At 66.7% G+C, this 25,041-nt stretch carries 19 protein-coding genes and 1 tRNA gene; 17 read left to right on the forward strand and 3 right to left on the reverse strand.

Annotated elements, in window-relative coordinates; all coding sequences use genetic code 11:
• Positions 1 to 31: 31 nt before the first annotated feature.
• Entirely contained in the window at positions 32 to 637 is a 606-nt protein-coding gene (locus ACH4YL_RS28170) for a TetR/AcrR family transcriptional regulator (protein ID WP_398510252.1), read from the forward strand.
• Here the strand turns inward: ACH4YL_RS28170 and ACH4YL_RS28175 are convergent.
• On the reverse strand, positions 634 to 1,653 hold the full coding sequence (locus ACH4YL_RS28175) for an adenosine deaminase (protein ID WP_398510253.1): 1,020 nt from the start codon (positions 1,651 to 1,653) through the stop codon (positions 634 to 636). The two genes, ACH4YL_RS28170 and ACH4YL_RS28175, sit on opposite strands and share 4 nt — an antisense overlap.
• A 118-nt stretch (positions 1,654 to 1,771) precedes the next feature.
• Complete coding sequence (locus ACH4YL_RS28180; RefSeq protein ID WP_398510254.1) at positions 1,772 to 2,998, reverse strand: pyridoxal phosphate-dependent aminotransferase; 1,227 nt, start codon at positions 2,996 to 2,998, stop codon at positions 1,772 to 1,774.
• Positions 2,999 to 3,269: 271 nt separating this feature from the next.
• Between ACH4YL_RS28180 and ACH4YL_RS28185 the strand changes: the two genes are divergently transcribed.
• The 14 genes from ACH4YL_RS28185 to tuf all read left to right on the forward strand — a co-directional run bounded on the left by ACH4YL_RS28185 (position 3,270) and on the right by tuf (position 21,167).
• Positions 3,270 to 3,342: transfer RNA gene (locus ACH4YL_RS28185), tRNA-Trp, on the forward strand.
• Positions 3,343 to 3,450: 108 nt separating this feature from the next.
• Entirely contained in the window at positions 3,451 to 3,735 is a 285-nt protein-coding gene (gene secE / locus ACH4YL_RS28190; protein ID WP_398510255.1) for a preprotein translocase subunit SecE, read from the forward strand.
• A gap of 76 nt (positions 3,736 to 3,811) precedes the next feature.
• Positions 3,812 to 4,684, forward strand: a complete 873-nt coding sequence (nusG, locus tag ACH4YL_RS28195; RefSeq protein WP_398510256.1) for a transcription termination/antitermination protein NusG — start codon at positions 3,812 to 3,814, stop codon at positions 4,682 to 4,684.
• Between the two features lie 146 nt (positions 4,685 to 4,830).
• Entirely contained in the window at positions 4,831 to 5,265 is a 435-nt protein-coding gene (gene rplK, locus ACH4YL_RS28200; RefSeq protein ID WP_003956479.1) for a 50S ribosomal protein L11, read from the forward strand.
• A 73-nt stretch (positions 5,266 to 5,338) separates the two neighbouring features.
• Positions 5,339 to 6,061: a 50S ribosomal protein L1 gene (rplA, locus tag ACH4YL_RS28205; protein ID WP_398510257.1), complete on the forward strand. Its 723-nt coding sequence runs from the start codon at positions 5,339 to 5,341 to the stop codon at positions 6,059 to 6,061.
• Between the two features lie 142 nt (positions 6,062 to 6,203).
• A complete protein-coding gene (locus ACH4YL_RS28210) occupies positions 6,204 to 7,139 on the forward strand; it encodes a hypothetical protein (protein WP_398510258.1) in 936 nt (311 codons plus the stop codon).
• A 290-nt stretch (positions 7,140 to 7,429) separates the two neighbouring features.
• Entirely contained in the window at positions 7,430 to 7,960 is a 531-nt protein-coding gene (gene rplJ, locus ACH4YL_RS28215; RefSeq protein WP_398510259.1) for a 50S ribosomal protein L10, read from the forward strand.
• A gap of 106 nt (positions 7,961 to 8,066) precedes the next feature.
• A complete protein-coding gene (gene rplL, locus ACH4YL_RS28220) occupies positions 8,067 to 8,450 on the forward strand; it encodes a 50S ribosomal protein L7/L12 (protein WP_398510260.1) in 384 nt (127 codons plus the stop codon).
• Between the two features lie 568 nt (positions 8,451 to 9,018).
• Positions 9,019 to 12,501 carry a DNA-directed RNA polymerase subunit beta gene (gene rpoB, locus ACH4YL_RS28225; RefSeq protein ID WP_398510261.1) on the forward strand — a complete coding sequence of 1,161 codons (3,483 nt, stop codon included), beginning with the start codon at positions 9,019 to 9,021 and terminating at the stop codon, positions 12,499 to 12,501.
• A gap of 97 nt (positions 12,502 to 12,598) precedes the next feature.
• A complete protein-coding gene (locus tag ACH4YL_RS28230) occupies positions 12,599 to 16,498 on the forward strand; it encodes a DNA-directed RNA polymerase subunit beta' (RefSeq protein WP_398510262.1) in 3,900 nt (1,299 codons plus the stop codon).
• A 321-nt stretch (positions 16,499 to 16,819) separates the two neighbouring features.
• A complete protein-coding gene (gene rpsL / locus ACH4YL_RS28235; protein ID WP_003948652.1) occupies positions 16,820 to 17,191 on the forward strand; it encodes a 30S ribosomal protein S12 in 372 nt (123 codons plus the stop codon).
• Positions 17,192 to 17,193: 2 nt separating this feature from the next.
• Positions 17,194 to 17,664: a 30S ribosomal protein S7 gene (gene rpsG, locus ACH4YL_RS28240; RefSeq protein ID WP_398510263.1), complete on the forward strand. Its 471-nt coding sequence runs from the start codon at positions 17,194 to 17,196 to the stop codon at positions 17,662 to 17,664.
• 38 nt (positions 17,665 to 17,702) lie between these two features.
• Complete coding sequence (gene fusA / locus ACH4YL_RS28245; protein WP_398510264.1) at positions 17,703 to 19,829, forward strand: elongation factor G; 2,127 nt, start codon at positions 17,703 to 17,705, stop codon at positions 19,827 to 19,829.
• A gap of 144 nt (positions 19,830 to 19,973) precedes the next feature.
• Entirely contained in the window at positions 19,974 to 21,167 is a 1,194-nt protein-coding gene (gene tuf, locus ACH4YL_RS28250; protein ID WP_398510265.1) for an elongation factor Tu, read from the forward strand.
• A gap of 106 nt (positions 21,168 to 21,273) precedes the next feature.
• On the opposite strand, the gene ACH4YL_RS28255 is transcribed toward tuf, so the two are convergent.
• Positions 21,274 to 23,361, reverse strand: a complete 2,088-nt coding sequence (locus ACH4YL_RS28255) for a PIG-L family deacetylase (protein WP_398510444.1) — start codon at positions 23,359 to 23,361, stop codon at positions 21,274 to 21,276.
• A 711-nt stretch (positions 23,362 to 24,072) separates the two neighbouring features.
• Here ACH4YL_RS28255 and rpsJ point away from each other — a divergent pair.
• A complete protein-coding gene (rpsJ, locus tag ACH4YL_RS28260; protein WP_003948644.1) occupies positions 24,073 to 24,381 on the forward strand; it encodes a 30S ribosomal protein S10 in 309 nt (102 codons plus the stop codon).
• Positions 24,382 to 24,395: 14 nt separating this feature from the next.
• Positions 24,396 to 25,040: a 50S ribosomal protein L3 gene (rplC, locus tag ACH4YL_RS28265; RefSeq protein WP_398510266.1), complete on the forward strand. Its 645-nt coding sequence runs from the start codon at positions 24,396 to 24,398 to the stop codon at positions 25,038 to 25,040.
• Position 25,041: the final 1 nt, after the last annotated feature.

Genomic DNA, 25,041 nt, shown 5'->3' on the forward strand with positions numbered 1-25,041 from the left:
CACTCACTAGTCAAGACCCGTCGGAGGATCGATGCAGAAGCCGGCCCGCGCCCGCCTCCTCGATGCCGCGCACGAGCTCATGCTCAGCCTCGGCCTCGCGCGCACCACCACCAAGGAGATCGCCAAGGCGGCCGGCTGCTCGGAGGCGGCGCTCTACAAGTACTTCGCCAGCAAGGAGGAACTGTTTGTCACCGTGCTCAAGGAGCGGCTGCCCGGGCTCAACCCACTCCTGGGCAGGCTGATCGAGAACCCGGGGGAGCGGAGCGTCGAGGAGAACCTGACCGAGATCGCCCGCGAGGCCGCGCTGTTCTACGCCGAGAGCTTCCCGATCGCCGCCTCGCTCTACGCCGAGCCCCAGCTCAAGCAGCGTCACGACGCCGCCATGCGCGAGCTGGGCCGAGGGCCGCACATGCCCATCCACCGGCTGGACGAATATCTCCGCGCCGAGCAGGACGCCGGCCGTATCGACGCGGAGGCCGACACCTTCGCCGCCGCGTCACTGCTTCTCGGTGCCTGTGCCCAGCGCGCCTTTGCCTATGACGCGACCAAGGACGGACAGCCGCCGCAGCCGCTGGACCAGTTCGCCGAGGGCCTGGCCCGTACCCTGCTCAGCGGAATCGGCAGGCCGACTGACTAACTCGCCAGCCAGGCGTCGATCCCGGCCAGCAGCTTGGCGCGGACCTCGTCCGGAGCGGCCGACCCTCGCACCGACTGGCGTGCCAGCTCCGCCAGTTCGGGGTCCGTGAAGCCGTGGTGCTTCCGTGCGAACTCGTACTGCGCGGCCAGCCGGGAGCCGAAGAGCAGCGGGTCGTCCGCCCCGAGCGCCATCGGCACCCCCGCGTCGTACAGCGTCCGCAGCGGCACATCGGCGGGCTTCTCGTACACGCCCAGCGCCACATTCGACGACGGGCACACCTCGCACGTCACGCCGCGCTCGGCCAGCTTCCGCAGCAGCCGGGGATCCTCGGCCGCGCGCACGCCGTGCCCGATCCGGGAGGCATGCAGATCGTCCAGGCAGTCCCGTACGGACGCGGGGCCCGTCAGCTCGCCGCCGTGGGGCGCCGCGAGCAGGCCGCCGTCGCGGGCGATTGCGAAGGCGCGGTCGAAGTCCCGTGCCAGGCCCCGGCGTTCGTCGTTCGAGAGGCCGAAGCCGACGACTCCGCGGTCCGCGTACCGCACGGCGAGGCGCGCCAGCGTGCGGGCGTCCAGCGGGTGTTTCATACGGTTGGCGGCCACCAGCACCCGCAGTCCGAGACCGGTCTCCCGGGCCGCGCTGTCCACCGCGTCCAGGATGATCTCCAGCGCCGGGATCAGGCCGCCCAGCATCGGGGCGTACGAGGTCGGGTCGACCTGTATTTCGAGCCAGCCCGAGCCGTCCCGCACATCCTCCTCGGCCGCCTCGCGCACCAGGCGCTGGATGTCCTCGGGGGAGCGCAGACAGGACCGCGCGATGTCGTAGAGCCGCTGGAAGCGGAACCAGCCGCGTTCGTCGGTGGCCCGCAGCTTGGGCGGTTCGCCACCGGTCAGAGCGTCGGGCAGATGGACGCCGTACTTGTCGGCCAGCTCAAGCAGGGTGCTGGGCCGCATCGAACCGGTGAAATGCAGATGCAGATGAGCCTTGGGCAGCTGGGTCAGGTCACGTACGCGGTCCATCCCAGGATCTTGCCGTACGGCCGCGCCGTCGGAAAGCCGGATTCCTCGATCGGGTTCTTGCCCGAACGAAGAAACGGGCCCCTGGCCTCAGCCAGGAGCCCGTGTGACTTCGGATCCGCTAGTCGCGCGCTTCCGCGAGCAGCTTCTGGAGACGGGCCACGCCCTCCACCAGGTCCTCGTCGCCCAGCGCGTACGACAGCCGCACATAGCCCGGAGTGCCGAAGGCCTCGCCCGGGACGACCGCCACCTCGGCCTCGTCCAGGATCAGCGCCGCCAGCTCCACCGAGGTCGCGGGACGCTTCCCGCGGATCTCCTTGCCCAGCAGGCCCTTGACCGACGGGTAGACGTAGAACGCACCCTCCGGCTCCGGGCACAGCACGCCGTCGATCTCGTTGAGCATCCGCACGATCGTCTGGCGGCGGCGGTCGAAGGCGGTGCGCATCTCGGCCACGGCGTCCAGCGAACCGGAGACGGCAGCGAGCGCGGCGACCTGCGCGACGTTCGACACGTTGGACGTGGCGTGCGACTGCAGGTTGGTCGCGGCCTTGACCACATCCTTCGGGCCGATGATCCAGCCCACCCGCCAACCGGTCATCGCATAGGTCTTGGCCACACCGTTGACCACGATGCACTTGTCACGCAGCTCGGGCACCAGCGCGGGCAGCGAGGCGAAGGTGGCGTCGCCATACACAAGGTGCTCGTAGATCTCATCCGTCAGCACCCACAGGCCGTGCTCGTGGGCCCAGCGGCCGATCGCCTCGGAGTCCTCACGGCTGTAGACCGCGCCGGTCGGGTTGGACGGGGAGACGAAGAGCACGACCTTCGTACGCTCGGTGCGCGCGGCCTCCAGCTGCTCCACGGAGACGCGGTAACCGGTCGTCTCGTCGGCCACCACCTCGACCGGGACGCCGCCCGCGAGCCGGATCGACTCGGGGTAGGTCGTCCAGTACGGAGCCGGGACGATCACCTCGTCGCCCGGGTCCAGGATCGCCGCGAACGCCTCGTAGATCGCCTGCTTGCCGCCGTTGGTGACCAGGATCTGCGCGGGATCCACCTCGTACCCGGAGTCGCGCAGCGTCTTGGCCGCGATGGCCTTCTTGAGCTCAGGGAGCCCGCCGGCCGGGGTGTAGCGGTGGTACTTCGGGTTCTTGCAGGCCTCGATGGCGGCTTCGACGATGTAGTCCGGGGTCGGGAAGTCAGGCTCACCGGCGCCGAAGCCGATCACCGGACGTCCGGCGGCCTTGAGGGCCTTGGCCTTGGCGTCGACGGCGAGGGTCGCGGACTCGGAGATCGCGCCGATGCGCACGGAGACCCGGCGCTCGGTGGGAGAGGTTGCAGCGCTCATACGGCCCATGCTCCCAGACGGCCAACGCGCCCGGCACACGAGTTCCGAGTCGCGGACAAGGACCGGACAAGGAGCGGACAGGAGCGGGCGGGAGCGGACAAAAGAAGGGGTGCAGGAGCGGGACGGAGCGGACGGGATGGTGGCCGTGGTGGCGGACAAGAACCGCTTGGGAGCTATCTGTTCGACGCCGGGCCTGCGACCACGTACACTCACTCGTCGTTGGCCCACACCAACCACATCTTCGGATGGGGTAGGTTGGGTGAAGCCACAAAGGGTCGTAGCTCAATTGGTAGAGCACTGGTCTCCAAAACCAGCGGTTGGGGGTTCAAGTCCCTCCGGCCCTGCTACACACGCCTTCGCGAGGATGTGTGCGCATGTACGTACATTCAATGAACCGCCGTGCGGCTCGATAGGGCGCGGCGCGGCCACGACCCGGAATCAGGTGAAAGAACGTGACGGACGCCGTGGGCTCCATCGACACGCCTGATGCCGAGGACGAGGCGCCCCAGTCGAAGAAGTCGCGCAAGGGCGGGAAGCGCGGGAAGAAGGGCCCTCTGGGCCGCCTCGCGCTCTTCTACCGGCAGATTGTCGCCGAACTGCGCAAGGTCGTCTGGCCCACTCGGAACCAGCTGACGACGTACACCACAGTGGTGATTGTCTTCGTTGTCGTCATGATTGGTCTGGTGACCGTGATTGACTATGGGTTCCAGGAAGCCGTCAAGTACGTCTTCGGCTGATCCCGCGAAGGGCGGCCGGTAACGGCGGCCCTTTTCGCATGTTCCACCCATCTGTATCCAGGAAGAAGCAGCCACCGTGTCTGACCCGAACCTGAACGAGGCCGTTGAGCCAGGCGAGAACCCTGAGTCCGCCGAGGACGAGCTCGACATCGTTGAGGCGGCCGACGACGACCAGGCGGAAGCTGCTGACGCCGCTGCGGACGAGCCGGCCGAAGAGACCGCGATCGACGTCGACGAGGAGGCCGAGGCCGTAGCCGAGGTCGCCGAGGACGTGCCCGCGGACGAGGCCGAGGTCGCCGAGGAGGCGCCCGCCGAGGAGGCCGAGGCCCCGGTCGACCCGATCCAGGCGCTCCGCGACGAGCTGCGCCTTCTGCCCGGCGAGTGGTACGTCATCCACACGTACGCCGGATACGAGAAGCGCGTGAAGGCCAACCTTGAGCAGCGCGCCGTCTCCCTGAACGTCGAGGACTTCATCTACCAGGCCGAAGTGCCCGAGGAAGAGATCGTCCAGATCAAGAACGGCGAGCGCAAGAACGTCCGCCAGAACAAGCTTCCCGGATACGTCCTGGTCCGCATGGACCTGACGAACGAGTCCTGGGGCGTCGTCCGCAACACCCCCGGCGTCACCGGCTTCGTGGGCAACGCCTACGACCCGTACCCGCTGACCCTGGACGAGATCGTCAAGATGCTCGCTCCGGAGGCCGAGGAGAAGGCCGCCCGCGAGGCAGCCGAGGCCGAGGGCAAGCCGGCTCCCGCTCGCAAGGTCGAGGTCCAGGTGCTGGACTTCGAGGTCGGCGACTCGGTCACCGTCACGGACGGCCCGTTCGCCACGCTGCAGGCGACGATCAACGAGATCAACGCCGACTCGAAGAAGGTCAAGGGCCTTGTCGAGATCTTCGGCCGCGAGACCCCCGTCGAGCTGAGCTTCGACCAGATCCAGAAGAACTAGCTCGCGGCGCGCTTTTCCGTCCAGGTCAGGTCGGCTCTTGCAGCCGGGCTGACCTGCTCGGTTTCACCCCGCACCACGATGCCAGCTATCGTGGTGCGGTTGCCTTTGGGCAACAAGAAATCAGGAAGTTAGGAAGAGGACCCGGAATGCCTCCCAAGAAGAAGAAGGTCACGGGGCTTATCAAGCTCCAGATCCAGGCCGGCGCGGCCAACCCGGCTCCGCCGGTCGGCCCCGCGCTCGGTCAGCACGGCGTCAACATCATGGAGTTCTGCAAGGCCTACAACGCCGCGACCGAGTCGCAGCGTGGCATGGTCGTGCCGGTGGAGATCACGGTCTACGAGGACCGTTCCTTCACCTTCGTCACCAAGACTCCGCCGGCCGCCAAGCTGATCCTCAAGGCCGCGGGTGTGGACAAGGGCTCCGGCGAGCCGCACAAGACCAAGGTCGCCAAGCTGACGCGCGACCAGGTCCGTGACATCGCCACCACCAAGATGCCCGACCTGAACGCCAACGACCTGGACGCCGCGGAGAAGATCATCGCGGGCACCGCCCGTTCGATGGGCATCACGGTCGAGGGCTGACAGCCCCCGTAAGACCTGTGGTAGGACCCCGCTGGTCCGCACCACGACTCCATACCTGAACCAAGGAGCAGCAGTGAAGCGCAGCAAGACTCTCCGCGCTGCGGACGCCAAGATCGACCGGGAGAAGCTGTACGCCCCGCTCGAGGCCGTCCGTCTTGCCAAGGACACCACCGGCACGAAGTTCGACGGCACCGTCGAGGTCGCCATGCGTCTGGGCGTTGACCCGCGCAAGGCCGACCAGATGGTCCGTGGCACCGTGAACCTTCCGCACGGCACCGGCAAGACCGCCCGGGTCCTGGTCTTCGCGACCGGTGACCGTGCCGAGGCCGCGCGTGCCGCGGGCGCCGACATCGTCGGCGCCGACGAGCTCATCGACGAGGTGTCGAAGGGCCGACTGGACTTCGACGCCGTCGTCGCCACCCCGGACCTCATGGGCAAGGTCGGCCGTCTCGGCCGCGTGCTCGGTCCGCGTGGTCTGATGCCGAACCCGAAGACCGGCACCGTCACCATGGACGTCGCCAAGGCTGTCACCGAGATCAAGGGTGGCAAGATCGAGTTCCGCGTCGACAAGCACTCGAACCTGCACTTCATCATCGGCAAGGTCTCCTTCGACGAGACGAAGCTGGTCGAGAACTACGCCGCGGCGCTGGAGGAGATCCTCCGTCTCAAGCCGTCCGCCGCGAAGGGCCGCTACATCAAGAAGGCGACCCTGGCGACGACGATGGGCCCCGGCATCCCGCTGGACTCCAACCGCACCCGCAACCTCCTCGTCGAGGAGGACCCGGCCGCCGTCTGAGTCTTCTGACGGCAGTCGCGGGTCTCGCGAACCGAAGCCGGCCCCCGCACCTCTCACAAGGCGCGGGGGCCGGTTTTCTGTTGTCCCCGTGTCGTACGTGTGCGCTACGGTTCGAGAGTTCGTAGACAACAAGGGGTGGGGCATGACCATGTCCGCATGGAGGCGCGTCGGCGTCTCGCTGACGGCTGTGGCCGTCATTGCCGCGGTGGCAGGCTGTCAGGGCGGCAACGGGGAGAAGAAGGCCGCGGACGCGCCGCAGAAGGCTGAGACGCAGTCCCGCGACGCGGTGACGCAGGTTCTCACAGCGGCGTTCAAGAAGACGTCGGCCGCCAAGTCGGCCAAGGTCCGTATGACGATGTCGATGCCGGCCACGATGGATGGCGGCGGCACCATGGAGATGTCCGGAGTCATGGGGTGGGACCCCACGGTGATGGACATGACCATGAAGGGCTCCATGTTCAAGGCTGATCCGGACGCACCGGAGCAGATCCGCATGGTGTGGCTGAACGACGTGATGTTCATGGACATGGGCCCGAAGATGGCCAAGAACATGGACGGCAAGCGCTGGATGAAGCTCGACCTCGGCGCGGCCGCCGAGGCATCGGGGAACAAGGCGATGCAGAAGCAGATGACCGGCAGCCTGGAGAGCATGAACCAGGACCCGGCCAAGCAGCTGGCGATGCTGCTCGACTCGCCGAACCTCAAGCACCTGGGCTCGGAGAAGATCGACGGAGTCGAGGCCCAGCACTACAAGGGCACGCTCACGCTCGACGAGATGGTGGCGTCCAACGAGTCGCTCAAGGCCCTGACCGCGCAGGAGCGCAAGGACCTTCTCGCGAACATGAAGAAGTCCGGGATCAAGGGCTACGACACCGAGGTCTGGGTCAACGAGGACGACTACCCGGTCAAGATGGACGTCGGCATGGACAGCCCCGAGGGCAAGGTCAAGATCGTCGCCAACTACTCGGACTACGGCGCGAAGGCCGCGGTCAAGGCGCCGCCGGCCGCCGACACCTTCGACCTCATGGAGATGCTGAAGGAGCTCAGCGAGGGCCTGAAGGACGCCGACAAGGTCTGACGGCCATCCCCCGGATGGCCCGATTTGCCTGACCGGGAACCCGTCCCGTACTCTTCCACAGAAGCCAAAGACCGCTGGTCGTTGCTGTGTCCTCGTAAGAGGGTGCGGCGGCCGAAGGATCCGCTAGCTGCGGACGTCCTGCGCAGGTGACTGTGGATGAGTTCCCGGGTGCCGCTCTTTTTCAAGAGCGCGATCGGTCGAGCCACGCCCCGTGCGCCTGCGCCGGGGCGTTTCGTTTTGCCCAGCCCCTTCTGAGCGGTCCTCATCACCCGGAAGGAGGCCGACGCTCTATGGCAAGGCCCGACAAGGCTGCCGCGGTAGCCGAGCTCGCGGACCAGTTCCGCAGCTCGAACGCCGCTGTGCTGACCGAGTACCGGGGTCTCACCGTGGCTCAGCTGAAGCAGCTGCGCCGTTCACTCGGTGAGAACGCCCAGTACGCCGTGGTGAAGAACACGCTGACCAAGATTGCGGCCAACGAGGCCGGGATCAACACGCTCGACGACCTGTTCGCGGGTCCGACGGCGGTTGCCTTCGTCACCGGTGACCCGGTGGAGTCGGCGAAGGGTCTTCGTGACTTCGCCAAGGACAACCCCAACCTCATCATCAAGGGCGGTGTCCTTGACGGTAAGGCGCTTACCGCTGATGAGATCAAGAAGCTTGCGGACCTCGAGTCCCGCGAGGTTCTGCTCGCCAAGCTGGCGGGCGCCATGAAGGGCAAGCAGTCCCAGGCTGCCGCGCTCTTCCAGGCGCTTCCCTCGAAGTTCGTCCGCACCGCGGAGGCGCTTCGTGCCAAGAAGGCCGAGCAGGGCGGTGCCGAGTAATTCGGCTCGCGCATTGATCAGCGTCTGACGTCGCTGGTCGCAGCGGGCCGCACGCCCGCCGACATATACATCCGGCACCAGCCGAATTAGTGGAAGGACCGCCATCATGGCGAAGCTCAGCCAGGACGACCTGCTTGCGCAGTTCGAGGAGATGACCCTCATCGAGCTCTCCGAGTTCGTGAAGGCCTTCGAGGAGAAGTTCGACGTCACCGCTGCCGCCCCGGCCGCCGTTGCCGTTGCGGGCCCGGGTGCCCCGGTCGCCGAGGCCGCTGCCGAGCAGGACGAGTTCGACGTCATCCTCACCGGCGCCGGCGAGAAGAAGATCCAGGTCATCAAGGTCGTGCGTGAGCTGACCTCGCTGGGTCTCAAGGAGGCCAAGGACCTCGTGGACGGCGCCCCGAAGCCGGTCCTCGAGAAGGTCGCCAAGGAGGCCGCTGAGAAGGCTGCCGAGTCCCTCAAGGGCGCCGGCGCCTCCGTCGAGGTCAAGTGACCCTCTGAGTCTCTGACACGGCTCCGAGAGGGGCCGCGAGAGGCACAGCGAAGGGCGATCACCCATCCGGGTGGTCGCCCTTCGGCGTTGTGCGAGTGCTCTCTTGTTCTTCGAGCGGCGGCGAGTATCGTGATCTTCGCCGTGCGCCGCCGACCCTGGCCAGTGACGATCTCAGCAGCGAGTTTGGGTTGGGGGGCCTTGACGAACCGCACGCAGCGCGCAATTCTCAGGACGCGTCGTCACAACGATCCGGATCCGAGGCATGGATCGACGACCGAACGGGCAGTAAGGATGTGCGCCTCTTGGCGCGAGGGCTTACGCGGAGTTGAGAACAACGAGGGTCTCGAAAACCCGCACTGGACATCAGTGTGCCAAGTGGCTACACTGACCCTTTGCGCTGCCTGTTAACTGCCCCCTGCCCGTCACCAGGGGCATCCCCACGCATGAGCATTGTTGACCGAAGCATCCCTGACCTGGCCTTTTTGACCGGATCGGGAGCGTCTGTCTTTGTGCCCGGCATGGGACCGGTACGCGCGTAGTGAGTCCGAGCCCTCGGAAGGACCCCCTCTTGGCCGCCTCGCGCAACGCCTCGACCGCGAATACGAACAACGGCGCCAGCACCGCCCCGCTGCGCATCTCCTTTGCAAAGATCAAGGAGCCCCTCGAGGTTCCGAACCTCCTTGCGCTGCAGACCGAGAGCTTTGACTGGCTGCTCGGCAATGCCGCTTGGAAGGCTCGAGTCGAGGCGGCTCTGGACAGCGGACAGGACGTCCCCACGAAGTCCGGTCTGGAAGAGATCTTCGAGGAGATCTCTCCGATCGAGGACTTCTCCGGGTCGATGTCGCTGACCTTCCGCGACCACCGTTTCGAGCCTCCGAAGAACTCCATCGACGAGTGCAAGGAGCGCGACTTCACATACGCCGCGCCCCTGTTCGTCACTGCCGAGTTCACCAACAACGAGACCGGCGAGATCAAGTCCCAGACGGTCTTCATGGGCGACTTCCCGCTCATGACCAACAAGGGCACCTTCGTCATCAACGGCACCGAGCGTGTCGTGGTGTCGCAGCTGGTCCGCTCGCCGGGTGTGTACTTCGACTCTTCCATCGACAAGACGTCCGACAAGGACATCTTCACGGCCAAGATCATCCCGTCCCGGGGTGCCTGGCTCGAGATGGAGATCGACAAGCGCGACATGGTCGGTGTCCGCATCGACCGCAAGCGCAAGCAGTCCGTGACCGTACTGCTCAAGGCTCTCGGTTGGACCACCGAGCAGATCCTCGAGGAGTTCGGCGAGTACGAGTCGATGCGCGCCACCCTGGAGAAGGACCACACCCAGGGCCAGGACGACGCGCTGCTCGACATCTACCGCAAGCTGCGCCCGGGCGAGCCGCCCACGCGTGAGGCTGCTCAGACGCTGCTCGAGAACCTCTACTTCAACCCGAAGCGCTACGACCTCGCGAAGGTCGGCCGCTACAAGGTGAACAAGAAGCTCGGCGCGGATGAGCCGCTGGACGCCGGCGTGCTCACCACCGACGACGTCATTGCGACCATCAAGTACCTGGTCAAGCTGCACGCCGGGGAGACCGAGACGGTCGGCGAGAGCGGCACCCAGATCGTCGTCGAGACCGACGACATCGACCACTTCGGCAACCGCCGTCTGCGCAACGTCGGCGAGCTCATCCAGAACCAGGTCCGTACGGGTCTGGCTCGTATGGAGCGCGTCGTGCGTGAGCGCATGACGACCCAGGATGTCGAAGCGATCACGCCGCAGACCCTGATCAATATCCGGCCGGTCGTCGCCTCCATCAAGGAGTTCTTCGGCACCAGCCAGCTGTCGCAGTTCATGGACCAGAACAACCCGCTGTCGGGTCTCACCCACAAGCGCCGTCTGTCGGCTCTTGGCCCGGGTGGTCTCTCCCGTGAGCGGGCCGGCTTCGAGGTCCGTGACGTGCACCCGTCGCACTACGGCCGCATGTGCCCGATCGAGACCCCTGAAGGCCCGAACATCGGTCTGATCGGCTCGCTCGCCTCGTACGGCCGGGTCAACGCGTTCGGCTTCGTCGAGACGCCGTACCGCAGGGTCGCCGACGACCAGGTGACCGACGAGGTCGACTACCTGACCGCCGACGAGGAAGACCGGTTCGTCATCGCGCAGGCCAACGCCGCGCTGACCGACGACATGCGCTTCGCCGAAGCGCGTGTCCTGGTCCGCCGTCGTGGCGGCGAGGTCGACTACGTGCCGGGCTCCGACGTGGACTACATGGACGTCTCGCCGCGCCAGATGGTGTCGGTCGCGACCGCCATGATCCCGTTCCTCGAGCACGACGACGCCAACCGTGCCCTCATGGGCGCGAACATGATGCGCCAGGCCGTTCCGCTGATCACGGCCGAGGCGCCGCTGGTCGGCACCGGCATGGAGTACCGCTGTGCGGTCGACGCCGGTGACGTCATCAAGGCCGAGAAGGACGGTGTGGTCCAGGAGGTCTCCGCGGACTACATCACCGTGGCCAACGACGACGGCACGTACACCACGTACCGCGTCGCGAAGTTCTCCCGCTCGAACCAGGGCACCTCGGTGAACCAGAAGGTCATCGTGGACGAGGGCTCGCGGGTCGTCGAGGGCCAGGTCCTCGCCGACGGTCCGGCCACCGAGGCCGGCGAGATGGCGCTCGGCAAGAACCTGCTCGTGGCGTTCATGCCGTGGGAGGGTCACAACTACGAGGACGCGATCATCCTGTCGCAGCGCCTCGTGCAGGACGACGTCCTCTCCTCGATCCACATCGAGGAGCACGAGGTCGACGCCCGTGACACCAAGCTCGGCCCCGAGGAGATCACCCGGGACATCCCGAACGTCTCCGAGGAGGTCCTCGCGGACCTCGACGAGCGGGGCATCATCCGCATCGGCGCCGAGGTCGTGGCCGGCGACATCCTGGTCGGCAAGGTCACGCCCAAGGGCGAGACCGAGCTGACCCCGGAGGAGCGCCTGCTCCGCGCGATCTTCGGTGAGAAGGCGCGTGAGGTCCGTGACACCTCGCTGAAGGTGCCGCACGGCGAGACCGGCAAGGTCATCGGCGTACGCGTCTTCGACCGCGAGGAGGGCGACGAGCTGCCGCCGGGCGTGAACCAGCTGGTTCGCGTGTACGTCGCGCAGAAGCGCAAGATCACCGATGGTGACAAGCTCGCCGGCCGTCACGGCAACAAGGGCGTCATCTCGAAGATCCTGCCGATCGAGGACATGCCGTTCCTGGAGGACGGCACCCCGGTCGACATCATCCTCAACCCGCTGGGCGTCCCGTCCCGAATGAACCCGGGACAGGTCCTCGAGATCCACCTCGGCTGGCTCGCCAGCCAGGGCTGGAAGGTCGAGGGCAGCGAGGAGTGGATGGAGCGGCTGAAGGCGATCGGCGCCGACGAGGTCGCCGCCGGCACCAATGTCGCGACCCCGGTCTTCGACGGTGCGCGCGAGGACGAGATCTCCGGTCTCTTCGAGTCCACGATCCCGAACCGCGACGGCAGCCGCATGGTGCAGCCGTCCGGCAAGGCGAACCTGTTCGACGGCCGCTCCGGCGAGCCGTTCCCGGACCCGATCTCGATCGGGTACATGTACATCCTCAAGCTCCACCACCTGGTCGACGACAAGCTGCACGCCCGCTCGACCGGCCCGTACTCGATGATCACCCAGCAGCCGCTGGGTGGTAAGGCTCAGTTCGGTGGCCAGCGATTCGGTGAAATGGAGGTGTGGGCGCTGGAGGCTTATGGCGCCGCATACGCCCTCCAGGAGCTGCTGACCATCAAGTCCGACGACGTCACCGGCCGCGTGAAGGTCTACGAGGCCATCGTCAAGGGCGAGAACATCCCCGAGCCCGGCATTCCCGAGTCCTTCAAGGTGCTCATCAAGGAAATGCAGTCGCTCTGCCTGAACGTGGAGGTGCTGTCCTCGGACGGCATGTCCATCGAGATGCGCGACACCGACGAGGACGTCTTCCGCGCAGCGGAGGAGCTCGGCATCGACCTGTCCCGGCGCGAGCCGAGCAGCGTCGAAGAGGTCTGACGGGTCTGGTCGGGGCTCTCGCAAGGAGCCCCGGCCGTGCCCCGGACCCGTACAGACCATGATTGAGACACGACCCCGAAAGAGGGATTGACGACAAGTGCTCGACGTCAACTTCTTCGACGAGCTGCGGATCGGCCTTGCCACCGCGGACGACATCCGACAGTGGTCGCACGGCGAGGTAAAGAAGCCGGAGACCATCAACTACCGCACGCTCAAGCCCGAGAAGGACGGACTCTTCTGCGAGAAGATCTTCGGTCCGACCCGGGACTGGGAGTGCTACTGCGGCAAGTACAAGCGTGTCCGCTTCAAGGGCATCATCTGTGAGCGCTGTGGCGTCGAGGTCACTCGCGCCAAGGTGCGCCGTGAGCGGATGGGCCACATTGAGCTGGCCGCGCCCGTCACCCACATCTGGTACTTCAAGGGCGTTCCGTCGCGTCTTGGCTACCTGCTGGACCTGGCGCCGAAGGACCTCGAGAAGGTCATCTACTTCGCCGCGTACATGATCACGTTCGTGGACGAGGAGCGCCGTACGCGCGATCTGCCGTCGCTGGAGGCGCATGTCTCCGTCGAGCGCCAGCAGGTCGAGAACCGCCGCGACGCCGACCTCGAGGCCCGCGCCAAGAAGCTCGAGACCGACCTGGCCGAGCTCGAGGCCGAGGGCGCCAAGGCCGACGTGCGCCGCAAGGTGCGCGAAGGCGCCGAGCGTGAGATGAAGCAGCTGCGCGACCGTGCGCAGCGCGAGATCGACCGTCTCGACGAGGTGTGGAACCGGTTCAAGAACCTCAAGGTCCAGGACCTGGAGGGCGACGAGCTGCTCTACCGCGAGCTGCGTGACCGCTTCGGCACGTACTTCGACGGTTCGATGGGTGCTGCGGCGCTGCAGAAGCGCCTGGAGTCCTTCGACCTCGACGAGGAGGCCGAGCGCCTCCGCGAGATCATCCGTACCGGCAAGGGCCAGAAGAAGACCCGTGCGCTCAAGCGCCTCAAGGTCGTCTCCGCGTTCCTGCAGACCAGCAACAGCCCCAAGGGCATGGTGCTGGACTGCGTGCCGGTCATCCCGCCGGACCTGCGTCCGATGGTGCAGCTGGACGGTGGCCGCTTCGCGACCTCCGACCTGAACGACCTGTACCGCCGTGTGATCAACCGCAACAACCGCCTCAAGCGTCTCCTTGACCTCGGCGCCCCCGAGATCATCGTGAACAACGAGAAGCGGATGCTGCAGGAGGCCGTCGACGCGCTGTTCGACAACGGCCGCCGCGGTCGCCCGGTCACCGGTCCCGGCAACCGCCCGCTGAAGTCCCTGAGCGACATGCTCAAGGGCAAGCAGGGTCGTTTCCGTCAGAACCTGCTCGGCAAGCGAGTCGACTACTCGGCGCGTTCCGTCATCGTCGTCGGCCCGCAGCTGAAGCTGCACCAGTGTGGTCTGCCCAAGGCCATGGCGCTGGAGCTCTTCAAGCCGTTCGTGATGAAGCGTCTGGTCGACCTGAACCACGCGCAGAACATCAAGTCGGCCAAGCGCATGGTCGAGCGCGGTCGCACCGTGGTGTACGACGTCCTCGAAGAGGTCATCGCCGAGCACCCGGTGCTGCTGAACCGTGCGCCGACCCTGCACCGCCTCGGCATCCAGGCCTTCGAGCCGCAGCTGGTCGAGGGCAAGGCCATTCAGATTCACCCGCTCGTCTGCACCGCGTTCAACGCGGACTTCGACGGTGACCAGATGGCCGTGCACCTGCCGCTGTCCGCGGAGGCGCAGGCGGAGGCCCGCATCCTGATGCTGTCCTCGAACAACATCCTGAAGCCGGCCGACGGCCGTCCGGTCACCATGCCGACCCAGGACATGGTGCTGGGCCTGTTCTTCCTCACGACCGACGAGGAAGAGCGCAAGGTCATCGGCGAAGGCCGCTCCTTCGGCTCCACGGCCGAGGCGATCATGGCGTTCGACGCCCGCGAGCTCTCGCTCCAGGCGAAGGTCGACATCCGCTTCCCGGTGGGCACCATCCCGCCGCGCGGCTGGACCCCGCCGGCGCAGGAAGAGGGCGACCCGGAGTGGCAGCAGGGTGACAGCTTCCGGCTGCGTACGACTCTGGGCCGCGCGCTCTTCAACGAGCTGCTGCCCGAGGACTACCCGTTCGTCGACTACTCGGTGGGCAAGAAGCAGCTCTCCGAGATCGTCAACGACCTGGCCGAGCGCTACCCCAAGGTCATCGTGGCGGCGACGCTCGACAACCTGAAGGCGGCGGGCTTCTTCTGGGCGACCCGTTCCGGTGTCACCGTGGCCATCTCCGACGTCGTGGTCCCCGAGGCCAAGAAGGCGATCGTCGCGGGCTACGAGGCGCAGGACGAGAAGGTCCAGAAGCAGTACGAGCGCGGTCTGATCACCAAGCAGGAGCGCACGCAGGAGCTCATCACCATCTGGACCAAGGCGACCAACGAGGTTGCCGAGGCGATGAACGCGAACTTCCCGAAGACCAACCCCATCTTCATGATGGTCAACTCGGGTGCTCGCGGAAACATGATGCAGATGCGTCAGATCGCCGGTATGCGTGGTCTGGTGTCCAATGCCAAGAACGAGACCATCCCGCGTCCGATCAAGGCGTCCTTCCGCGAGGGCCTGTCCGTGCTGGAGTACTTCATCTCCACGCACGGTGCCCGTAAGGGTCTGGCGGACACCGCCCTGCGTACCGCCGACTCGGGTTACCTGACCCGTCGTCTGGTGGACGTCTCGCAGGACGTCATCATCCGCGAAGAGGACTGTGGCACCGACCGCGGTCTGAAGCTGCGGATCGCCGAGAAGGACGCCGGCGGTGTTCTTCGCAAGGCGGAGGACGTCGAGACGTCCGTGTACGCACGGATGCTCGCCGAGGACGTCGTCGTCGACGGCAAGGTCATCGCGCCTGCCAATGTCGACCTCGGTGACGTGCTCATCGACGCTCTCGTCGGCGCCGGGGTCGAGGAGGTCAAGACCCGCTCGGTCCTGACCTGTGAGTCCGCGGTCGGCACGTGTGCGTACTGCTACGGCCGTTCGCTGGCCACCGGCAAGCTGGTCGACATCGGTGAGGCGGTCGGCATCATCGCCGCCCAGTCCATCGGTGAGCCCGGCACGCAGCTGACGATGCGTACCTTCCACACCGGTGGTGTGGCCGGTGACGACATCACCCAGGGTCTGCCCCGTGTCGTCGAGCTCTTCGAGGCTCGTACGCCCAAGGGTGTCGCCCCGATCTCGGAGGCGGCCGGCCGCGTCCGTATCGAGGAGACCGAGAAGACCAAGAAGCTCGTCGTCACTCCGGACGACGGCAGCGACGAGACGCCGTTCCCGATCTCGAAGCGTGCCCGTCTGCTGGTGGGCGAGGGCGACCACGTCGAGGTGGGCCAGAAGCTCACCGTGGGTGCCACCAACCCGCACGACGTGCTGCGGATCCTCGGTCAGCGCGCGGTCCAGGTCCACCTGGTCGGCGAGGTCCAGAAGGTCTACAACTCGCAGGGTGTGTCGATCCACGACAAGCACATCGAGATCATCATCCGGCAGATGCTGCGCCGTGTGACGATCATCGAGTCCGGCGACGCCGAGCTGCTGCCCGGCGAGCTGGTCGAGCGCTCGAAGTTCGAGACCGAGAACCGTCGTGTGGTCACCGAGGGCGGTCACCCCGCCTCCGGCCGTCCGCAGCTGATGGGTATCACCAAGGCCTCGCTGGCGACCGAGTCGTGGCTGTCGGCGGCGTCCTTCCAGGAGACGACCAGGGTTCTGACCGACGCGGCGATCAACGCCAAGTCGGACTCCCTGATCGGCCTCAAGGAGAACGTCATCATCGGTAAGCTCATCCCGGCCGGAACGGGCCTGGCCCGTTACCGCAACATCCGGGTGGAGCCCACCGAGGAGGCCAAGGCCGCGATGTACTCGGCCGTCGGCTACGACGACATCGACTACTCGCCGTTCGGTACCGGCTCCGGCCAGGCCGTTCCGCTGGAGGACTACGACTACGGTCCGTACAACCAGTAAGCAGTAGCAACCGGCCACAGGGCGGTCATCCCTCGCGGGATGGCCGCCCTGTGCCGTATGTTGCGGGCAGGTGTGTCCTGCGCGTGTGCAGTTGTTTTGACCGGAGCCGATGCGGTAGGTACGCTCTGACCTTGTGCCTGGGGTGTGCCTGGGCTCGTGTGCGTGTCTTCAGCCGCACGGCGAGTCTGAAAAATCGGCCACCGTAATCTGCGCCTCTCTTCGCCTTGCGGCGGGAGTCTGCAGTATTCGACACACCCGACCGCGTGGGTCGGAGACGTTCCAGGTTAGTTTCACTAACGGCACACAGAAACCGGAGAAGTAGTGCCTACGATCCAGCAGCTGGTCCGTAAGGGCCGGCAGGACAAGGTCGAGAAGAACAAGACGCCCGCACTCGAGGGTTCCCCTCAGCGTCGCGGCGTCTGCACGCGTGTGTTCACGACCACCCCGAAGAAGCCGAACTCGGCGCTGCGGAAGGTCGCGCGTGTGCGTCTGACCTCCGGCATCGAGGTCACGGCCTACATTCCGGGTGAGGGACACAACCTGCAGGAGCACTCCATCGTGCTCGTGCGTGGTGGCCGTGTGAAGGACCTGCCGGGTGTTCGTTACAAGATCATCCGCGGTTCCCTCGACACCCAGGGTGTCAAGAACCGCAAGCAGGCCCGCAGCCGCTACGGCGCCAAGAAGGAGAAGTAAGAATGCCTCGTAAGGGCCCCGCCCCGAAGCGCCCGGTCATCATCGACCCGGTTTACGGTTCTCCTCTGGTGACCTCGCTCATCAACAAGATTCTGCTCAACGGCAAGCGTTCCACTGCCGAGCGCATCGTCTACGGCGCCATGGAAGGCCTCCGCGAGAAGACCGGCGCTGACCCGGTCATCACGCTGAAGCGCGCCCTCGAGAACGTCAAGCCGTCTCTCGAGGTCAAGTCCCGCCGTGTCGGTGGCGCCACCTACCAGGTGCCGATCGAGGTCAAGCCCGGTCGCGCCGCCACCCTCGCGCTCCGCTGGGTCGTGGGTTACTCCCGCGCCCGCCGCGAGAAGACCATGACCGAGCGCCTCACGAACGAACTGCTCGACGCCTCCAACGGCCTCGGCGCTTCGGTCAAGAAGCGTGAGGACACGCACAAGATGGCCGAGTCCAACAAGGCCTTCGCGCACTACCGCTGGTAGTCGCTACCCACATCGAGACCGAGAGAAGATTGAGCCTTATGGCCACCACTTCGCTTGACCTGGCCAAGGTCCGCAACATTGGGATCATGGCCCACATCGACGCGGGCAAGACGACGACCACCGAGCGCATCCTGTTTTACACCGGTGTGAGCTACAAGATCGGTGAGGTCCACGACGGCGCTGCCACGATGGACTGGATGGAGCAGGAGCAGGAGCGCGGCATCACGATCACGTCCGCCGCGACGACCTGTCACTGGCCGCTCGAGGACGTCGATCACACCATCAACATCATCGACACCCCGGGTCACGTCGACTTCACGGTCGAGGTGGAGCGTTCGCTCCGCGTGCTCGACGGTGCCGTCACGGTGTTCGACGGTGTCGCCGGCGTTGAGCCGCAGTCCGAGACCGTCTGGCGTCAGGCGGACCGCTACGGCGTTCCGCGCATCTGCTTCGTCAACAAGCTCGACCGTACCGGCGCCGAGTTCCACCGCTGCGTCGACATGATCGTGGACCGCCTCGGTGCGACCCCGATCGTGATGCAGCTGCCGATCGGCGCCGAGATGGACTTCAAGGGCATCGTCGACCTCGTTCGTATGAAGGCTCTTGTCTGGTCCGCCGAGGCCACCAAGGGCGAGATGTACGACGTCGTCGACATCCCGGCCACGCACACCGAGGCCGCCGAGGAGTGGCGCGGCAAGCTGGTCGAGACCGTCGCGGAGAACGACGAAGAGGTCATGGAGCTGTACCTGGAGGGCGTCGAGCCCACCGAGGAGCAGCTGTACGCCGCGATCCGTCGTATCACCATCGCGTCCGGCAAGGGCGGCGGCACCACCGTCACCCCGGTGTTCTGCGGTACCGCCTTCAAGAACAAGGGTGTTCAGCCGCTGCTCGACGCGGTCGTGCGCTACCTGCCTTCTCCCCTGGACGTCGAGGCCATCGAAGGCCACGACGTGAAGGACCCGGAGACGGTCGTCAAGCGCAAGCCGTCCGACGACGAGCCGCTGTCCGCCCTGGCCTTCAAGATCGCGAGCGACCCGCACCTGGGCAAGCTCACCTTCATCCGGGTCTACTCGGGTCGCCTGGAGTCCGGCACTGCTGTGCTGAACCCCACCAAGGGCAAGAAGGAGCGCATCGGCAAGATCTACCGCATGCACGCGAACAAGCGTGAGGAGATCGAGTCGGTGGGCGCCGGTGACATCGTCGCCGTCATGGGCCTGAAGCAGACCACCACCGGTGAGACGCTGTGCGACGACAAGAACCCGGTGATCCTGGAGTCCATGGACTTCCCGGCGCCGGTCATCCAGGTCGCGATCGAGCCCAAGTCCAAGGGTGACCAGGAGAAGCTGGGTGTCGCCATCCAGCGTCTCGCGGAGGAGGACCCCTCCTTCCAGGTCCACTCGGACGAGGAGACCGGCCAGACCATCATCGGTGGTATGGGCGAGCTTCACCTCGAGGTGCTGGTCGACCGCATGCGGCGCGAGTTCCGCGTCGAGGCGAACGTCGGCAAGCCGCAGGTCGCGTACCGCGAGACGATCCGCAAGACCGTCGAGCGTATCGACTACACGCACAAGAAGCAGACCGGTGGTACCGGTCAGTTCGCGAAGGTGCAGATCGCGCTTGAGCCCATCGAGGGCGGCGACGCGACCTACGAGTTCGTGAACAAGGTCACCGGTGGCCGCATCCCCCGTGAGTACATCCCCTCGGTGGACGCGGGTGCGCAGGAAGCCATGCAGTTCGGCATCCTGGCCGGCTACGAGATGGTGGGCGTCCGCGTCACCCTTCTCGACGGTGGCTACCACGAGGTCGACTCCTCCGAACTCGCGTTCAAGATCGCTGGTTCGCAGGCGTTCAAGGAGGGTGCTCGCAAGGCGTCCCCCGTGCTCCTCGAGCCGATGATGGCCGTCGAGGTCACCACGCCCGAGGACTACATGGGCGATGTCATCGGCGACCTCAACTCCCGCCGTGGCCAGATCCAGGCCATGGAGGAGCGCAGCGGCGCTCGCGTCGTGAAGGGCCTTGTGCCCCTCTCGGAGATGTTCGGCTACGTCGGAGACCTCCGCAGCAAGACCTCGGGTCGCGCAAGCTACTCGATGCAGTTCGACTCCTACGCCGAGGTTCCGCGGAACGTCGCCGAGGAGATCATCGCGAAGGCCAAGGGCGAGTAACTCACCCGAGTTCACGCTTTAGGCTTGACACCATCCGCCGGGGTTCGACCCCGCAAGGCAAGAACCCTGGCGGCTGGCACCCCAGCAAAGATCACCTGGCGCCGATGAGTAAGGCGTACAGAACCACTCCACAGGAGGACCCCAGTGGCGAAGGCGAAGTTCGAGCGGACTAAGCCGCACGTCAACATCGGCACCATCGGTCACATCGACCACGGTAAGACGACCCTCACGGCCGCCATTACCAAGGTGCTGCATGACGCGTTCCCGGACCTGAACGAGGCCTCGGCCTTCGACCAGATCGACAAGGCGCCCGAAGAGCGCCAGCGTGGTATCACGATCTCCATCGCGCACGTCGAGTACCAGACCGAGTCGCGTCACTACGCGCACGTCGACTGCCCCGGTCACGCGGACTACATCAAGAACATGATCACCGGTGCCGCGCAGATGGACGGCGCGATCCTCGTGGTCGCCGCCACCGACGGCCCGATGCCGCAGACCAAGGAGCACGTGCTCCTGGCCCGCCAGGTCGGCGTTCCGTACATCGTTGTCGCCCTGAACAAGGCCGACATGGTGGACGACGAGGAGATCATGGAGCTCGTCGAGCTCGAGGTCCGTGAGCTCCTCTCCGAGTACGAGTTCCCGGGCGACGACCTTCCGGTCGTGCGCGTCTCGGCGCTCAAGGCTCTCGAGGGCGACAAGGAGTGGGGCCAGTCGGTCCTGAACCTGATGGCCGCCGTCGACGAGGCGATCCCGCAGCCCGAGCGTGACGTCGACAAGCCGTTCCTGATGCCGATCGAGGACGTCTTCACGATCACCGGTCGTGGCACGGTCGTCACCGGCCGTATCGAGCGTGGCATCCTCAAGGTCAACGAGACCGTCGACATCGTCGGTATCAAGACCGAGAAGACCACCACCACGGTCACCGGCATCGAGATGTTCCGCAAGCTGCTCGACGAGGGCCAGGCCGGTGAGAACGTCGGTCTGCTCCTCCGTGGCATCAAGCGCGAGGACGTCGAGCGCGGCCAGGTCATCATCAAGCCCGGTTCGGTCACGCCGCACACCGAGTTCGAGGCCCAGGCCTACATCCTGTCGAAGGACGAGGGTGGCCGTCACACCCCGTTCTTCAACAACTACCGCCCGCAGTTCTACTTCCGTACCACGGACGTGACCGGCGTCGTGACCCTCCCCGAGGGCACCGAGATGGTCATGCCGGGCGACAACACCACCATGAACGTCCAGCTGATCCAGCCGGTCGCCATGGAGGAGGGCCTCAAGTTCGCCATCCGTGAGGGTGGCCGGACCGTCGGCGCCGGCCAGGTCATCAAGATCAACAAGTAATTGTTGATCCGGCCTGGTTGCTCCTGAAGCAGCAGCAAAGGGCCCCGCACCACTGGTGCGGGGCCCTTCGCGTTGTCCGCGTGTCCGTGCGGCCCTGGGATTCGGGTCAGCCGGCGGCTGTGGCGCCCTCGGGCGACCAGAGCCACGGGTGCGCGTCCGCGCCCATGCCGACCGCCGTGGGACTGCCCGACTCACGCAGGTGGAGTGCGGGGGAGTCCAGCGGAGCGGTGCCTTGAGTGCGTGTCAGAAGCCTTCTGTCGTAGCGGAGTTGGACGCGTCCGCGGGTGTCCTTGCCGAGCAGCACCGGACCGCCGGGAGCCGCGGCCGCGCTGAGGTGGCCGTAGCCGTCGAAGCCCTCCTTGCGCGGCCTGGCCGGTGCGCCGCCGGGGCGTACGGCCAGCACGGCCGCGCCCGTCGGCCTGCGGTAGAGCAGCTCGATGCCGCCGTCCGCGGTCGGCAGTGGCGCGAGCGGGTCGCCGGGTGCCGGCAGATCGCCGCCCGGGCGGAAGGTGAGCGGCAGCCCCATCGTGTCCTGCGTCCAGTGGTGCACGGTGTCGCGTCCCGCGCCGAAGACATGGACCCGGCCCGCGCCGTCGACGACGGTCGACAGGCCGTCCTGGATCTCGGACCCGCCGAGGTCGCGCCAGCGGTCCCAGCGTCCGTCCCTGTCGCGGACCCGGGTACTGATGCCCTGGTCGGCGTTGCGGACGAAGAGGTGCACCCGGCCGTCGGGGGAGGCGATCGCGACCGGGACGCCGATGCGGCGGCCCCGGTCGTCGTCCCGTTCCGGGTTGCCGAGCCCTTCCCAGGCCTTGAACTCGCCGCCGGGGGAGCGCTGTTCGAGCAGCACGACCTCGCGCCGGTTGGGCCCGCCCCGGCCGTCGAGTGCGGCGAAGCGGAGCGCGAACAGCAACTGGCGGCCGTCGCCGAGCGTGGCCGAGCCGAGCGTCGGCGCGAGCGGGCCGCCGCCGAGATCGTCCGGGTTGCCCCAGCGACCGCTGCCGGGCCGGGTCTCGCGCCAGCGGACGGCACGCAGCCCGAGCACTCCGTATGCGACGAGCCCGCCGGAGGGCTCGGCGGCGACGGCGGGGCGGGCGCCCGGATAGCGGTAGTGGGTGGAGCGGACCCAGCCCTTCTTGTTCTTGAGCGGGCGGGTGCCGCCGACGTTGTAGTCGCCGCAGCCGGCCGGGTTGCCGCACTGCCAGTCCGGGTCGCCGCCGTACGGAACGAGGCTGGCGGCCTTCTCCTGGAGCACCGCGGGAGGCAGGTTCTTCGGCCAGTGGCGGTTGTAGTAGCCGCGGAACGAGGTGGCGACGAAGCCGGGCACCTCACCGCCGTCCTCGGTGGCCTCGGCGACCCAGCGGACCATGGCCGCCCAGCTGAAGCAGGCGACGGCGGTGTGGTCGGCGTGATCCGAGTAGCCGCGCTGCTCGCTGTCCCTCTTGCGGGTCGCCTCGTCGCTGTGCTGGATGTCCGGGTCGGGATCCAGCGTCTGGATCACGGTGGGCCGGTACTGCTCCATGAGCCCGACGAGTACGTCGATGAGCTCGTCGTGGTCGTACGAGACCGTCCTGCGCAGCGGAGAGTCCGCGGAGATCACGGTGTTCAGGCCGAGCGCGCGGTCCCGCCAGAGGCTCGGCAGCGCCATATAGCGGCGGCTTGTGTGCATCGGGAGATTGAGGAAGATCAGCTCGACCCGGCGGCTGCCGTTGGTGAGCGTGTTGATCTCCGCGCGGTGCTCGCCGTTCAGGGAGGCGACGCCCTTGGTCCAGTCGGTGAAGCGGTCGAGGCCGAGCAGGGAGGCGTAGGCCTGGCGCAGCCCCTGGTGGCGGGCGGAGGAGTAGCCGCTCTTGTCGGCCTCGACGTCCCAGTCGCCGGGTATTCGGTTCTTGCCGTCGTGCTCGCCGGCGGTGACATAGACGCAGACCAGCGGGACCCCGGCGGCCAGCATCCGCTGGGTGTCGGGGTTCATGAAGTACAGATCGTCGTCGGGGTGCGCCAGGATCTGCATCAGCTGGGCGCGGCGGGTGCTGGCGATGGCCATCCCCGGCGCGGGGTCGGCGACGGGCCCGGCACGGCGGGGTGCGGGGACGGAACAGGCTCCGAGGGCGGTGGCACCGGCGGCGACTGCCACGGCGGCGACGACACTGCGCCGGCGGAGCCCGGGTATGCCGGAGGTACCTGCCAGGGGCATACCGCTCTGCGTGCGCGCAGCGCTGTCGTTCACTTGTCGAGCTCCGTCCGCTTCCCCCGCAGCGGGCGGGCCGTGCCCCCGTCTGCGTACCGTGATCTCCCCACCACGCGGAAGGGGTGGTCAGAGCCGCCAACCGCGCTCAACTAGACGGGGTTTGGGCGCTCCGGGTTGCCCTTGCGGCTCGGGCGGGGGTCGACTGTGACGAGCACGACACCGGCGTGACCGGGGACGGAGCAGGGGGCGGAGGCTGCCGGCGGGTGATCTTGCACGGAGGTAAGAGGCGTCCGTACGAGTCCAGTGCGTGCCGCGGTTTGACAGCCGACCGGCGCGGGGTAACCTTCTCGGCTCGATTGGCGCTGGCCCTGGCCGCTGTGGCACACTAACCAGGTTGCTCGGTTGAGTGCCGATGCTGCGCGCCTCCCGCCGGGAGGACCGGAAGCGAGTCCCACAGTACTCGTCGCCCCATCTGCCGTAAGGCAGCGCTGGAGCGGACGTACGGGAATCTTCCGGGAAGTGTCAGCGCGGTACCGACCAGGCACTCGGTGGGTGTTTTCCCCCGACGCGCGGCTCAGGCCCGCACCCCCTTGGTTGGGAAATCCTTCGGGAGATCTTCGTAGAGGGAGTGCGACACGCCCGACCGCGGGGGTCGGAGAAAAACGCAGGACCGACCGAGTTCCAGAGCGTTTCTAGAGACAGGACTACTGAGTAGCCATGGCGGGACAGAAGATCCGCATCCGGCTCAAGGCCTACGACCACGAGGTCATCGACTCATCGGCGAAGAAGATCGTCGAGACGGTGACCCGCACTGGTGCGTCGGTCGCGGGCCCGGTGCCGCTGCCCACTGAGAAGAACGTGTACTGCGTCATCAAGTCGCCGCACAAGTACAAGGACTCGCGCGAGCACTTCGAGATGCGCACGCACAAGCGCCTGATCGACATTCTCGACCCGACGCCCAAGACCGTTGACTCGTTGATGCGCCTGGACCTTCCGGCCGGCGTCGACATCGAGATCAAGCTCTGAGAGGCGCGGAAGAGATGGCTAAGCAGATCAAGGGCATCCTGGGCGAGAAGCTCGGCATGACCCAGGTCTGGGACGAGAACAACCGTGTCGTCCCGGTGACTGTGGTCAAGGCCGGTCCGAACGTTGTGACCCAGGTCCGTACGAATGACGTCGACGGCTACGAGTCGGTCCAGATCGCCTTCGGCGAGATCGACCCGCGCAAGGTGAACAAGCCCCTCAAGGGCCACTTCGCCAAAGCCGACGTGACCCCCCGCCGCCACCTGGTGGAGCTCCGTACCTCCAACGCCAGCGAGTACACGCTCGGCCAGGAGATCACTGCCGAGGTGTTCGAGTCCGGCGTCAAGGTTGACGTCACGGGCAAGAGCAAGGGCAAGGGCTTCGCCGGTGTCATGAAGCGTCACAACTTCAAGGGCCTCGGCGCCGGTCACGGCACCCAGCGCAAGCACCGCTCGCCCGGTTCCATCGGTGGCTGTGCCACCCCTGGGCGTGTCTTCAAGGGCATGCGCATGGCGGGCCGTATGGGCAATGAGCGGGTCACCACCCAGAACCTGACCGTTCACGCCGTTGACGCGGAGAAGGGCCTGCTCCTGATCAAGGGCGCGGTTCCTGGTCCGAACGGCGGCCTGGTCCTGGTCCGCACTGCGGCCAAGGGGGCCTGAG

Origin of the sequence: Streptomyces sp. NPDC020681, from assembly GCF_044334895.1 — a bacterium.
Taxonomy (GTDB): Bacteria; Actinomycetota; Actinomycetes; order Streptomycetales; family Streptomycetaceae; genus Streptomyces.

Bases quoted from the DNA above. Each gene is read 5' to 3' on its own strand.
- ACH4YL_RS28170 (WP_398510252.1), top strand. From the start codon at position 32: ATGCAGAAGCCGGCCCGCGCCCGCCTCCTCGATGCCGCGCACGAGCTC.
- ACH4YL_RS28175 (WP_398510253.1), bottom strand. From the start codon at position 1,653: ATGGACCGCGTACGTGACCTGACCCAGCTGCCCAAGGCTCATCTGCAT.
- ACH4YL_RS28180 (WP_398510254.1), bottom strand. From the start codon at position 2,998: ATGAGCGCTGCAACCTCTCCCACCGAGCGCCGGGTCTCCGTGCGCATC.
- rplK (WP_003956479.1), top strand. From the start codon at position 4,831: ATGCCTCCCAAGAAGAAGAAGGTCACGGGGCTTATCAAGCTCCAGATC.
- ACH4YL_RS28210 (WP_398510258.1), top strand. From the start codon at position 6,204: ATGACCATGTCCGCATGGAGGCGCGTCGGCGTCTCGCTGACGGCTGTG.
- rplJ (WP_398510259.1), top strand. From the start codon at position 7,430: ATGGCAAGGCCCGACAAGGCTGCCGCGGTAGCCGAGCTCGCGGACCAG.
- rplL (WP_398510260.1), top strand. From the start codon at position 8,067: ATGGCGAAGCTCAGCCAGGACGACCTGCTTGCGCAGTTCGAGGAGATG.
- rpsG (WP_398510263.1), top strand. From the start codon at position 17,194: ATGCCTCGTAAGGGCCCCGCCCCGAAGCGCCCGGTCATCATCGACCCG.
- fusA (WP_398510264.1), top strand. From the start codon at position 17,703: ATGGCCACCACTTCGCTTGACCTGGCCAAGGTCCGCAACATTGGGATC.
- ACH4YL_RS28255 (WP_398510444.1), bottom strand. From the start codon at position 23,361: ATGCCCCTGGCAGGTACCTCCGGCATACCCGGGCTCCGCCGGCGCAGT.
- rpsJ (WP_003948644.1), top strand. From the start codon at position 24,073: ATGGCGGGACAGAAGATCCGCATCCGGCTCAAGGCCTACGACCACGAG.
- rplC (WP_398510266.1), top strand. From the start codon at position 24,396: ATGGCTAAGCAGATCAAGGGCATCCTGGGCGAGAAGCTCGGCATGACC.